This window comes from Paenibacillus sp. UNC499MF (genome assembly GCF_900107975.1).
Lineage (GTDB): Bacteria > Bacillota > Bacilli > Paenibacillales > NBRC-103111 > Paenibacillus_F.
Genome location: NZ_FNVF01000013.1, coordinates 37,527 through 49,823 on the forward strand (window position 1 = coordinate 37,527; position 12,297 = coordinate 49,823).

General features: G+C 56.2%; 10 protein-coding genes. 3 read left to right on the forward strand and 7 right to left on the reverse strand.

Annotated features, from left to right (window positions below; all coding sequences use genetic code 11):
- Positions 1-421 precede the first annotated feature (421 nt).
- The gene (locus C4S74_RS21120) at positions 422-997 is read left to right on the forward strand and encodes a GNAT family N-acetyltransferase (RefSeq protein WP_103997323.1); all 576 of its coding nucleotides are present in this window, start codon (positions 422-424) and stop codon (positions 995-997) included.
- A gap of 243 nt (positions 998-1,240) precedes the next feature.
- Here the strand turns inward: C4S74_RS21120 and C4S74_RS21125 are convergent, their stop codons facing one another.
- The 3 genes from C4S74_RS21125 to C4S74_RS21135 form a co-directional block, all read right to left on the reverse strand.
- Positions 1,241-2,554 carry an ABC transporter substrate-binding protein gene (locus C4S74_RS21125; protein ID WP_103997324.1) on the reverse strand — a complete coding sequence of 438 codons (1,314 nt, stop codon included), beginning with the start codon at positions 2,552-2,554 and terminating at the stop codon, positions 1,241-1,243.
- Positions 2,555-2,744: 190 nt separating this feature from the next.
- Positions 2,745-3,581, reverse strand: a complete 837-nt coding sequence (locus C4S74_RS21130) for a carbohydrate ABC transporter permease (RefSeq protein ID WP_103997325.1) — start codon at positions 3,579-3,581, stop codon at positions 2,745-2,747.
- Positions 3,578-4,462 (reverse strand): carbohydrate ABC transporter permease, encoded by an 885-nt coding sequence (locus tag C4S74_RS21135; protein ID WP_103997326.1) that lies wholly within the window; start codon positions 4,460-4,462, stop codon positions 3,578-3,580. Before C4S74_RS21135 ends, C4S74_RS21130 begins: the two co-directional genes overlap by 4 nt.
- 236 nt (positions 4,463-4,698) lie before the next feature.
- Here C4S74_RS21135 and C4S74_RS21140 point away from each other — a divergent pair, with 236 nt between their 5' ends.
- Positions 4,699-6,516, forward strand: a complete 1,818-nt coding sequence (locus C4S74_RS21140) for a sensor histidine kinase (RefSeq protein ID WP_103997327.1) — start codon at positions 4,699-4,701, stop codon at positions 6,514-6,516.
- Complete coding sequence (locus tag C4S74_RS21145) at positions 6,513-8,138, forward strand: response regulator (protein WP_103997328.1); 1,626 nt, start codon at positions 6,513-6,515, stop codon at positions 8,136-8,138. The genes C4S74_RS21140 and C4S74_RS21145 overlap by 4 nt, the downstream gene beginning before the upstream one ends.
- A gap of 132 nt (positions 8,139-8,270) precedes the next feature.
- Here the strand turns inward: C4S74_RS21145 and C4S74_RS21150 are convergent, their stop codons facing one another.
- The 4 genes from C4S74_RS21150 to selD all read right to left on the reverse strand — a co-directional run bounded on the left by C4S74_RS21150 (position 8,271) and on the right by selD (position 12,019).
- Positions 8,271-8,612: a YtxH domain-containing protein gene (locus C4S74_RS21150; RefSeq protein WP_103997329.1), complete on the reverse strand. Its 342-nt coding sequence runs from the start codon at positions 8,610-8,612 to the stop codon at positions 8,271-8,273.
- A 521-nt stretch (positions 8,613-9,133) separates the two neighbouring features.
- On the reverse strand, positions 9,134-9,658 hold the full coding sequence (locus tag C4S74_RS21155) for a DUF948 domain-containing protein (protein WP_103997330.1): 525 nt from the start codon (positions 9,656-9,658) through the stop codon (positions 9,134-9,136).
- Between the two features lie 189 nt (positions 9,659-9,847).
- The gene (mnmH, locus tag C4S74_RS21160; RefSeq protein WP_103997331.1) at positions 9,848-10,918 is read right to left on the reverse strand and encodes a tRNA 2-selenouridine(34) synthase MnmH; all 1,071 of its coding nucleotides are present in this window, start codon (positions 10,916-10,918) and stop codon (positions 9,848-9,850) included.
- Between the two features lie 39 nt (positions 10,919-10,957).
- Positions 10,958-12,019, reverse strand: coding sequence for a selenide, water dikinase SelD (gene selD, locus C4S74_RS21165; RefSeq protein ID WP_103997332.1), 1,062 nt, complete (start codon positions 12,017-12,019; stop codon positions 10,958-10,960).
- Positions 12,020-12,297 lie beyond the last annotated feature (278 nt).

Below are 12,297 nucleotides of genomic sequence, written 5' to 3' on the forward strand. Positions count from 1 at the left end.
GCCGTGAGGCGTCAGCCGTGAGGCGTCAGCCGTGAGGCGTCAGCCGTGAGGCGTCAGCCGTGAGGCGTCAGCCGTGAGGCGTCAGCCGTGAGGCGAGGCTGCACCGGCTGTGCTCCCGGAGGCGCACAGCCAGTGTGCCGCCGCTCCGCCACGGCTTGACACCAGCGGATGGAGCAGCTTCGCGGGGCTCGCCTGCCGCTTTCCTCCGAGCGCGGCGCAGCCTCTCGCCTTCCTCTCGGAATGCCCCAATCGCCGCACGTGCCGCAACTGTCCATGCTTTAGGGCGGGCAGTGCGATTCGCCCGGATCACACGCCGACCGATCGGCCCGCCGATATGGCAACAGAGTTCCAGTTCCTTGCTCACTCGCACGATTTTGCGCCCATATAGGCAAATACAAAGATAGAAAGGAATCCAAAACCTATGAATCGCAGTCCCCTGCTCTCCCCCGGCCGAAGCTTCGAAACCGGCCGCCTGTATCTCCGGCTGCTTGCGCCGGAGGATGCCTCCGCGCTGCTGGACTACCGGCAGCGCAACCGCGCCGAGCACGCTCCGTGGGAGCCCGTGCGCGGCGAAACGTTCTTCACGGCCGAAGCGCAGCTCGCGGCCATCCGCGGATTCGAGGACGAATCCGCGAACGACCGCGCCTACAGCTTCGGCGTGTTCCATCAGCCGGACGGCCTCCTCATCGGAACGGTCCGGCTGAGCAGCATCGGCCGCGGTCCGTTCCAGAACGCGTACGTCGGCTACAGCATCGACGCGGCATACGGCGGCCGCGGCCTGATGACCGAGGCGCTGCGCGAATGTCTGCGCATCGCCTTCGGCCCCCTCGGCCTGCATCGGGTGCAGGCCGCGATCATCCCACGCAACGCGCGTTCGCTGCGCGTGGCGGAGAAGTGCAGCTTCGTGGAGATCGGCCTCAGCCCGCGGTATTTGAACATTGCCGGCGTGTGGGAGGATCACATTTTGTTTGCGCTTACAAATGAAGATTTTGAATGATTTCGTCTGGAGCTTTCCTCCGACAAATCATACATTTTTTTCTAGTTCTACTTCAATTATCTTACAAAAACGGACAAGTTTCAAGCGTTTGCCCGGGCTTCCGCTTTTATATGTGATTGGCGAAAAGCTCCTTATTAACCGATAATAGTAGCGTAAAAAACCGCAAGATTTCCGGCCTATAAACCGCCGAAAAAAGCCCGGTCATCCGCTTGGAGCGAATGCCGGGCTTTTCTTCGTATTTCGTTATTTCTTCAAGCTGTCCCATGCTTTCTGGAAGTCTTGAAGCATTTGATCTTTGCTGATCTGCTTGCCTACGTATCCCTGCATGGTATCGCCGAACTTCTTGGAAGTCGCTTCTCCGCCAGGGAATTTGAACCAGTTCCAGGAAAGTGTTTTGCCGTCTTTCGCGTATTTCATAATGTCGGCGGCAAGAGGGCCTACGACTTTTTCGTCCACGGAGATAGTTTTGAAAGCCGGGATGAACTTGAACTCGTTGGTGATGTACTTTTTACCCATTTCGGACGTAACGAGCCAGTTCAGGAACTTTTTCGCCTCATCCTTGTTCGCGGAGTTCTTGTTGATTACCCAGTTGTTCGGCACGCCCACGAGCAGTTTGTCGTTCGCGGCGGCATCGTCAGAGATCGGCATCGGAAGGAAGCCGATGTTGATGTTCGGGTTTGTTTTGGAAATTTGAACCTGCGTCCAGTTCCCCTGCTGCGTCATAGCGGCTTTGCCGGTTGCAAACTCTGTCACTTGCGTGTTGTAGTCGGTTTGCAGCGGGTTTTTGTTGCCGTATTTGAGCGTCAGGTCAAACAGTTTTACCCAGTTGTCGAAAACGGTGTTGCCCGGAATTTTTTGCGAGCCGTCGTTCAGGCCTTTAATGAATTTGTCGGGTTCCGGCTGGTTTGCAAACGGAACGTTTACGAAGTGGTTGCCGAGTACCCACCACTCGCCGTAGCCGTTCACGAATGGCGTAATGCCTGCCGCCTGGAGTTTCTTGGCCGCGTCTTCCAGCTGCGTCAGCGTTTTCGGAAGCTCGGTAATGCCCGCCTTCTGGAACAGATCTTTGTTATAGATATAGCCGTAGCCTTCGAGACCTACCGGCATGCCGTAAATTTTGCCGTCCTTGGAGATCGGATCGCCCGCGCCCTGCGCCAGGTCTTTGACCCACGGCTGATCGGACAGATCTTCCAGATGCTCCTGCCAGACGTCCAGATCGGAGTTGCCGCCGTTGTTGAAAATGTCGGGCTTATCGCCGGAGTTGAATTTCGCTTTCAGCGCCGCGCCGTAGTCCGCACCGCCGCCGACCGTCTGAACTTCGATTTTGACGCCGGTTTCTTTCTCGTATTCGGCAATCAGCTTGGAAAGGGCCTCGGCAATTTCGACTTTGAACTGGAACATTTTGAGCGTGACGTTTTTCTTCTCGCCGCCCGCCGCCGGGGAACCCGCCGGAGACGCTCCGCCCTGCCCCTCGTCTTTATTGCCGCAGCCTGCGAGCAAACCGCCTACCAGAGCGGTGGTCAAACCTACCGCGATCCATTTTTTATTTGTGGTCATGAAAGAAAACCTCCCTTTTCTAATGCAAACCTGTTTGCTGGTATTAGCCTGATCTGATGGTGCCGATCTAAAGGTGATGCTCTATGCGGTAAACCCCGGATATCGGGATAATCGCCGTTCTCTGGTGATGCGGAAAAGTGTGTGTTAGAGCGAAAAGTGCCGGTTTCCGCCGAAGTTAATCCGGGTATGCTCAGCCCTTGACCGAGCCTGCCGTGATGCCTTCGATGATGTGTTTTTGCAGCAGCAGGAAGAAGATAATGATCGGTAGAACGCCCAGCGTGAGCGCCGCCATCGCGAGATCCCACTGCTTCGTATACTGGCCGAAGAACGCGTATGTGGCGAGCGGAATCGTATGCAGCTTCGTATTCGTCAGAACAAGCGACGGAAGCAGGTAATCGTTCCAGATCCACAAGCTGTTAAGCAGAATCACGGTTACCGCGATAGGCTTCAGCAGCGGGAACACGATCCGCCAGAAAATGCTGAACCATCCGCAGCCGTCCACCGTAGCCGATTCCTCGATTTCCTTCGGGATGCTTTTGATAAATCCGTGGAACAGGAAGACGTTCAGGGAAACCCCGAAGCCGAAGTAGCAGACGACAAGTCCGAGCCGGCTGTCCATCAGCCCCAGGTTGTTCGCAACCTTCACCAGGGGAATCATAATGGACTGGAACGGGATGACCATGGCCGCCACGAACAGCAGGAACAGCACATTATTCAGCTTCGAAGGCTTGCGGACGAACCGGTAAGCCGACATGGAGGCGAAAATAACGAGCCCGATGTTCGACAGCACCGTAATCATCAGCGAGTTGCCCATCACCTGCGGGAAGTGGATGATATCCACGACTCTGGAGTAGTTGTCGAAGCTGAACGATTTCGGGAGCGAGGCCGTATTTTGCAGCAGCTCCGCAAACGGTTTAAACGAATTCACGAGCACGAAGTAGAATGGGACAAGGAATAGAATGCCCATCAAAGCCGTAAGAATTTCCAGGATAAAGGTGCGTGCCGTATACTTGTTTCCGCTGCTCATGATTCCACCTCTTTCCGCTTGGTGTAGGAAACCTGGATGAGGGAGATCAGAGCGACCACGAAGAAGAAGATCAGCGCTTTCGCGGTGCCAAGACCGAGCCGGTTATTACGGAAAGCTTCCTGGTAGATGTTCAAAGCTACCGATTCCGTAGAGTTGAACGGTCCGCCTTTCGTCAGGGACAAGTTCAGGTCGAACATTTTAAACGCCCAGGAGATCGTCAGGAACAGACAGACGGTAAAAGCCGGCATAATCAGCGGCATCGTTACGCTGCGCAGCAGCTGCCATCTTCCCGCTCCGTCGATCGTGGCCGCTTCCATCAGGTCCTTGGGCACATTGGCGAGTGCCGCGATGTAGATGACCATCAGGTAACCCGCACCCTGCCATACCGATACGATGACGATTCCCCAGAAGGCCGTGGGCGCATCCCCCAGCCATGGAAGATTGAAGAAGGAGATTCCCGTCATCTCCCCGATCGAGGCGAAGCCTTTTACGAAAATAAACTGCCAGATAAAGCCGAGCAGCAGCCCTCCGATAACGTTCGGCATAAAGAATACGGTCCGCAGAACGTTGCGCGTTTTGAACGCTTTCGTCAGGAGCAGAGCCAGGACAAACCCGACCAGATTCGTTAAAATAATCATGGCTGCCGAAAACCGGATCGTAAACCAGAAGGCGTTATGGAAATCGGTATCCTCGAAAATGATCCGTTTGAAGTTGTCCAAACCGATAAATTTAACCCCTTCGCTGACTCCGTTCCATTCCGTAAAGGCGTAGTAAAGGCTCATCAGAAACGGAACGACGACAATCAGGGTGAAAAATAAAAGCGCCGGTCCGACAAATACCCATTGCTGGAGCCAGTCGTGCGTTTTGGAGCGAGTAGTCAAGATTTCCCTCCCCCTTTCTTTGCAATCGCTTTCAAATGTGTCTTTTTATGCTTTATACTGTGATTGTAATTCAGTTTAGGGGCGTTAAACACACCTTAGATTGCTCCTTTGGTGGACTATTTTGCGGTGAGGGCAAAACTTTCGCCCGTGTATTTGCACGCCCGGCATCCTGATGTACACTTACTATGCCGACAAGAAGCCGGCACGACCACTAAGCAGCGACAGGGGGAATTGCGATGCGGTCCAGACTCCGCAACAAACTGATCGCCTTTATTCTGGCGGCGACGATCCTGCCGATCGCGACTTCCATTCTCGTCTCTCACTTCTATACGAAGTCCAAGCTGGAAGACAAGGCGATCCGGGATAATCTGAATCTGATCCACCAGGGAAAGCTCAATCTGGATACCTACCTCCAGAGCGTCGAGCAGAATATGAAGCTTCTCTACCACAATACCGTGATGCTCGAAATACTGGAGAACCGGACGGACAACTTTTTTTCCGAATCCCGTCTGTTTCTGACGGAGCAGGAAATGCTGCGCTCCATGCAGACGCTGAAATATGCGTCGCAGGATGTACGGCAGGTTTACTTATATGTGGAACAAGCGCGCAAATCGTATCTTTTATCGGAAAACAGGCTCGTACGGACCGACCAGGGAGCCGCGCCGTTCAAACCGGATATACGCCCGGAAGAAAGCCGGATTACGCCTCCCCACCCCATGTCCGCCTACGGCAAGCAATTTTTCAGCTATTCGTCCGGAGACGTGTTTACTTACCAGACGGCCTTGACCAACATTGTGGATAACATTCCGCTCGGCTCCTTGTCCCTGGATTTCTCGCCGGACACGATCAAAGCGATCTGTGACGAGCTGTATACCAAAGGAAGCGAAGAACTTTATATTATCGGGCCTTCCGGCGAAATTATGTACCAGGCCCACCCCGATCCCGAGGAAATCAAGAAACCCGTGCCGTGGCTTGGAGAGCTGAACCAGTCGGCGGCCCACGCGGAACGCGGTTACTTCCGTTCGGAGGATGCTTCCTACAACGGCATACACATTTACGAAACCATTCGTGCGCCCGGCGGAAGCTGGCTTCTCGTCAAAGGGATTCCGGACTCCGTTCTGTACAAAAGCCAGCGGGAGCTTACCGGTATCTGGACGCTCGTCGGCGTTATTTTTCTGGGACTGGCTACCGTCGTGACGATCTACGTCTCGCTGCGGATGACGGCGCCCATCTCCGCGCTGATCGGTTATATGAACAAAATCGAGTCGGGAAACATGAACGTGGACATCCGGGTCAAAGCCGACGACGAGCTCGGCATCCTTGCCAGACGTTTCCGTTCGATGATGCATACCATCAATGAACTGATTCTCCGGGAATATAAGCTGGAAGTCGCGAATAAAACGAATGAGCTCAAAGCGCTGCAGGCCCAGATTAATCCGCATTTCATCAACAATGCCCTGCAGTCGATCGCCGCCCGTTCCCTCCAGAAAGGGGACCGCGAGGTGTATTCCCTGATTTCCTCGCTCGGCAAAATGATGCGGTACAGCATGAAAACGGAAGAAACGATCGTTCCGTTAAAAAGCGAATGGGACTACGCGAAGTCCTATATTAAGCTCCAAAAACAGCGCTTCCGGGACCAGTTTGAAGCGGAAATGGAGCTCGAACCCGGACTTGAAACGATTCTCGTGCCCAAAATGGTCATTCAGCCCCTGGTGGAAAACTATTTCAAGCACGGATTCGACGGCAGCCGGAGCGATAATATCGTCCGCATCGTTTGCCGTTCCTCCGCCGCCCGCAGCCTCCTTGAAATCGAGGTTTCCGATAACGGGCTCGGCATCGGGGAGAACGAGCTGACCGCGCTGCGGGCGGACCTGGAAGCCTGCATGGCGGAAATGGGCGAGCCGGGAAACCATATCGGCTTGGCCAACGTGCTTTCCCGCCTCAAGCTTTATTACAGGGAGCAGACCACCATGGAAATCGGCCGGGGAGAAGCCGGCGGTTTCCGCGTCTTGCTGACGATACCGATTATGCAGGAAGAAGGTGAACCCGAATGAAGGCGCTGATCATCGATGACGAAGCTCACGTCCGCGAGACGATCCGGCTGCTTGTGGACTGGAAGCAGTACGATATTACCGAAGTGCTGGAGGCTTCATCCGGCGAGGAAGGCATCCGGCTGATGAATGACGAGAAGCCCCAGCTTGTCTTTACCGACATCATGATGCCGGGCTTGACGGGGCTTGACGTGCTCAGCCGGATCGCCGAAAGCGGCATTCCGACCAAAGCGATCGTCATCAGCGGCTATGACGATTTCACTTATGTGCGCAGCGCCCTCCAGTTCGGCAGCTTCGATTATCTGCTGAAGCCGATCGACGAAGAGGAGCTGGAGGAAGCGGTCGGACGCGCTGTCGCGGCTTGGCGCAGCGAAGAGAACGAACGCGCCCGGCGGCTGCAGTCGGAGACCAAGGCGAACCTGTACAAACCGATGCTGGCCGACAAGAGCTTCGTCCAGCTGCTGCTCGATCCCGAGCAGTATCCCCTTCACGCGGAAACTCTGGAGCGTGAATTCGGAATCGGCCGCGACCAGAAGCAGGTGCTTGCCGCCGTCGTCTCCCTCCAGCCGCTGGATGCGCGGCTGCAGGCGAAGTTCGAGAGCGCGATGGATCTGCTTTTGTTTGCGGTTACGAACATTTGCAGCGAATTTATGAGCAAAAGCAATCTCGGCCTTGCGTTCCGCCACTGGCACCGTCATGCGGCCGTTCTGCTCTTCTTCGACCGCTTCCATCAGGCGGGACCGATCCTGGAAGAGATCAACGCGGGCCTGTACGCCGCCCTGCGCGGGCACTTCCACCTCGGCTACGGAACGGTCCAGCCGTTCCCCTCGGGGATTCAGCGCACGTTCCACGAAGCGGAGACGGCCCTTCAGCTGCGCAATCTCCGGGAGCAGGACACCTTCCTGCATCCCTATCACGTGCGCAGGCAGGCCCTCGGCACTTTGCAGGCGCCGCTGGCCGCCTTCGAAGACGAGCTGACGCTAGCGGTCCGGATGAACGACCTGGCGGGCATCCGCCGCGCACTGGGGCTGTGGGAGACGCAAATCCGCAAGCTCCCGTATATCCACACCCGCCAGCTCGAAATGTGGTGGCAGGAGTTTGCCCTGCTGCACAGCCGGCTGCTGCTGGAGAACGAGGTTGGCGAGGACGGCGAGGAACAGCTGGGCACGGCGGACGATTTGTCATTCTGCCTGCCGCTCGACGAGCACGGAAAGCCGGATCTCACCGTCTGGACGAAGCGGATGGAATCGATTCTGACCGGCATCGCCCAGTTCCTGCTGCGGGGCGACCGGAATCCGGTTATCCGCAGCATCGAGAAATATGTGCGGCTTCATTACCGCGAACAGATTCTGCTCGACGATTTGTCCGAAAGATTCCACCTCAGTCCAAGCCATATCTCCCGTTCGTTCAAGACCGAATTCGGAGAAAATTTATCGGATTACGTGACGCGTCTGCGCATTAACAAAGCCAAGCTGCTGCTGGCCGATCCCGAGTTAAAGATCAATACGGTCGCGGAAGCGGTCGGCTATCAGGACGAGAAATATTTCAGCCGCGCTTTCAAAAAAAGCGAAGGCATTTCCCCGAATCTGTTCCGCAAGCGGAACGCGTGCCCGGCGGCGGAATGAGAGGGCGCTGGCCCTTCCGTGCAAGTGCTTCTTCCCGGGTTTCATGCCGGCATACTTGCAATTGATCCAAACTTTTATTCCATAAAATGAAGCGGCGGCCCATAAGCGGGCCGCCGCTGTTCTTTGGTATTTTTATTTTCCGAGAATGACCAGATCCGGCGCCGCGTCGGAAGCCTCGATTTCGTCCGCCGCCAGCCTGCCAGGAATTTGGCTTTCTCCGCTTTTAAAAGAGCGGATTCCTTCCGCCGCGTTGAGCGTGACTTCTTTCGCCTTGCCGACGAGCTCGGAAGTTTTCTCCCCTACGTTACGTGCGATTGCCTGCGTTTTCTCCGAGACATTGGCCGCCTGTACGGCAATATCCGAACGCAGCTCCTTGCCGGATTTAGGCGCGAAAAGCAGCGCCGTTACCGCGCCTGCCACACTTCCCAACAACGCTCCGAACACCAGATCTTTCGTTCTTGTCGAGTTAGCCATTTTACCATCTCTCCTTTAAATTTGGTGAGTTTATTTCCGGACCGCGCAAAACGTTATCCGGCAGTCCGGCCTTCAAGTGCATCCGTTCTCTGCCGATCGGCAGTCTAGTCCTTGCGTCAGCGGGGCACTGCGTCAGTGGTCTGACACTTTGGTCTGCGGCTTACGGCCTGCCTGCCCTCGGCACCTGGCTTCCGATGCTCTGCTTGCGGCGTAAGGAGCATGAGACGCAGCTTAGGGTACTCTGCCTATGTCTTACGACATACGGCCTTGGTGGGCCCTGCTCTCCGCTCACGCCTTACGACATACAGTTTGACTCCGACTCTCCGCTTACGCCTTACGGCGTATGGCTCCGGCTCTCAGCCTTCAGCTCGACCTCAGCCCGGGGAGTCCGGATCTTCTGTTTTAGCCTTCACTTTTCGGCCTGCCTGCTTCAAGCTACCGGTACAAGCAGTCGCCTGTGACCGCCAAACCCGCATGGTTGGAGCTTAGGGCGATGGATCCGTATCCGCACTTCTACGCCATTACAGCCCTCCCAGGAAAACGCCTTTTCCCCGAGGGTCCGGAGCCGCGGCGCCTGAATCCGCTGAAGATGCGGAAGACTCCTCTGCGGCGGCTTCGCTTCTGCTTTTCTGCCACCGGCGCCACAGTTCGATTCCCGCTGCCGTCCAGTCGGCGGCTTCCGCAATCCGGTTCTGCCGGGTATGTACAGCGTGCTGTACCTTCAGAACCGACTGCGCCAGGGCGGACGCCGCGCTGCCGACAGCTTCCGCGCCTTCATGGAGGGCGGTGCCGAATTTCCCGGCCCCGTCGAGAACTCCCCGGGCGGTGCGAAGGTGCAGCCGTGTCTCCGCGGCGAGCTCTCTCGTCTCTTCCAGAAGCTCCGCTGTCCGGTCCGCTGTCTCTTCCAGCTTCAGCCTGGACCGGTCCAGCGCTTCTTCGAGCCGGATCAGCGACTGCCGGAACGCCTGAAGCGCCAGCACCGCCTGCCAGACCAGGATCGCAAATGCGATTGCCGCACCGACGGCGGACAATTCGATCCACGTCATCCTTTCGCCACCTCCGCTGATAGTGTGCCCCGCTGCGGCTGTCTGTCTTCTAGACGAATGCCCAGGGGATAATACAGTATAAGCGTATCTCCCGTTTTTGACACAGGTTCCGGAAGAAAAATGGAGAAAAACGTAAAAACACCCGTCCATCCCGCACAAAACGGGAGAAACGGGTGCACCGATCAAACGTCAAACGACGTTCGATGATTGAATTTTGGGGCGGTAGCCCGGAAAAAGCTCTTTGAGCCGGGCCGTAACCAGACGGAAAGCTTCGTCCGTATCCGCGGCCTGCAGCGTTATGGCTTCCTGCTCATAGTTTTGAGCGGAATGCGCATAGCGGGGGTCGTAATAATGCTCCAGCATCAGAGCGACCGCCTCGCCGAACCGGTCTTCTTTTAAAAACTGCTCAATGGCGGCCGCAATGGGCGAATGGATCCGCTTTTTAATGAGCTGATACGCATCGATGCATTCTTCTTTATGCAAAGCCGGCTGGTATTCCGCCACAATATTGGCCACACGGCGCTCCATCGGAATATCCAGGAAAAGAGGAATTCCCGCTTCCTTGGCATTGAACAGGAAATCGGGCATTACCACTTTCCCGACGCGTTTGCTCTCCGCTTCCACGAGAACGAACGGCTGTTCATTGACCTCCATCAGTTCATGAACCAGTCTCGACTCAAACGTCTTCTGATTGCTGGGACGAAGTCCGATCTGGCCGAAAATAGAGCCCCGGTGCTGCGCCATCGTCTCCAGATCCAGCACGGGATATCCCGCTTCTTTCAGCTTCTGAAGCAGCTCGGTTTTGCCCGAGCCCGTCGGACCGCCGATCACGACACAAGCCGGTTTGAACTCGAACGTTTCCAGCTTTTCATGAGTCCATTTGCGGTAAGAACGGATGCCGCCCGCCAGCCTGTACATCTGAATCCCCATCAGGGATGTCACCGTCGCGGCCGTTTTGCTCCGCATCCCCCCGCGCCAGCAGAAGACAGCCTTCTGCCCGGGAATTTCCTCGAACTGTTTAATAAATGACGGCAGCTTGGCCGAAAAAATCTCCAGCCCTTTCTCTTTCGCCGCCTGAACGCTCACCTGTTTATAAATGGTGCCGACTTCCTTGCGTTCCTCGTTGTCGAACACCGGGATATTGCTGCTCCCCGGGATGGTGAATTCCTCGAATTCTCCCTCCGAACGCACATCGATCAGCTGGATGCCCCGCTGCTCCCGCAGCTCAAGCAGCTGTTCAACCGTTATATCACGAAACATTGCTGCAAACACTCCTTTATTATGCCGGAAAACGGGCTGTTAACGGACGGTCTTCGCGACGGCAATCCGTCCCGGATGATCGGCTGTCGTTTCGCCGATTATCGCCGCTTCGACGCCTGCGGCCAGCAGCCGGGCGAGCAGCTCGTCCGCATCCCCGGCCGCGGCTGAAATGAGCAGCCCACCGGATGTCACGGCGTCGCACAGCATCCACTGGCCGATTTGATCGATAGACGGATCGAAATCGACCGTATCCTGCACGTGCGCGAAATTGTTCTTCGTGCCGCCCGGTACGAAGCCGGCTTCGGCCAGCTCGCGCACGCGCGGAAGAAACGGCACGTCATCGGCGCCGATACGCACGCCTACACCACTGCCTTTGGCAACCTCGGACGCGTGTCCGAGGAGCCCGAAGCCGGTGACGTCCGTGCACGCGTGCACTTCGAAGCCGTCCATGACTTCGGCGGCCGTTTTGTTCAGCGTCGCCATCACCGACGTGACGCGCCGCACTTCTTCCTCGCTGAGCTGATCTTTTTTGATGGACGTCGTCAAAATGCCCACGCCGATCGGCTTCGTCAGAATAAGCTTGTCCCCGGGCTTCGCTCCCGCATTGGTCCGCACCCGGTCCGGGTGAATCAGTCCCGTTACGGCAAGGCCGAATTTCGGCTCGTTGTCGTCGATGGAATGACCTCCCACAAGCGTTGCGCCGGCTTCCTGGACTTTATCGGCAGCCCCTCTCAAAATATCGGTAAGCACCTGCTTGTCGAGCGTTTTGATCGGAAAAGCCACGATGTTCAGCACGGTCAGCGGCTTGCCGCCCATGGCGTAAATATCGCTGATCGCGTTCGCAGCCGCAACCTGCCCGAAAGAATAAGGATCATCTACAATCGGAGTAAAAAAATCGACGGTCTGCACGAGAGCCAGATCATCGCTAAGTTTATATACGCCCGCATCGTCGCTCGTATCCAGACCGACAAGCAGATTCGGATTCGGCAGCGGAGCCGGCATCCCCCGCAGAACCTGGGACAGATCGGCCGGACCGATTTTACAGCCGCAGCCTCCTTTGCTGGAGAGGGAAGTTAATTTGACGGGTTGAGATTCTTTCATGGGGTTCACCCTTTTCACACAGAATGGTTGACGCGCTTCTTCTATTGTATACCAAGCTTGGGGTTTCTTAAAATAAACTTGTCCCTTTCGGCAGTTCTTGCTGACCGTATTTGTTGATAACGCTTGTTGACCGTCCTTGTTTGATCTTTAACGTTAAGCGGAACGTACAGCTAGAGGCTTCCCTCCCTTGATCGGTCTATCGGTCACTGCGGAACGCTGCCGGTGGTTGACGTACGAACCCGCTGGTTCTTGTTGTTCGTTCTTGCAGTTCGTTCTTG

Excerpts from the sequence above, each read along its gene's own strand:
- C4S74_RS21150 (WP_103997329.1), bottom strand. The coding sequence starts at position 8,612 with ATGGCTAACTCGACAAGAACGAAAGATCTGGTGTTCGGAGCGTTGTTG.
- C4S74_RS21130 (WP_103997325.1), bottom strand. The coding sequence starts at position 3,581 with ATGAGCAGCGGAAACAAGTATACGGCACGCACCTTTATCCTGGAAATT.
- C4S74_RS21140 (WP_103997327.1), top strand. The coding sequence starts at position 4,699 with ATGCGGTCCAGACTCCGCAACAAACTGATCGCCTTTATTCTGGCGGCG.
- C4S74_RS21125 (WP_103997324.1), bottom strand. The coding sequence starts at position 2,554 with ATGACCACAAATAAAAAATGGATCGCGGTAGGTTTGACCACCGCTCTG.
- C4S74_RS21155 (WP_103997330.1), bottom strand. The coding sequence starts at position 9,658 with ATGACGTGGATCGAATTGTCCGCCGTCGGTGCGGCAATCGCATTTGCG.
- C4S74_RS21145 (WP_103997328.1), top strand. The coding sequence starts at position 6,513 with ATGAAGGCGCTGATCATCGATGACGAAGCTCACGTCCGCGAGACGATC.
- C4S74_RS21120 (WP_103997323.1), top strand. The coding sequence starts at position 422 with ATGAATCGCAGTCCCCTGCTCTCCCCCGGCCGAAGCTTCGAAACCGGC.
- selD (WP_103997332.1), bottom strand. The coding sequence starts at position 12,019 with ATGAAAGAATCTCAACCCGTCAAATTAACTTCCCTCTCCAGCAAAGGA.
- mnmH (WP_103997331.1), bottom strand. The coding sequence starts at position 10,918 with ATGTTTCGTGATATAACGGTTGAACAGCTGCTTGAGCTGCGGGAGCAG.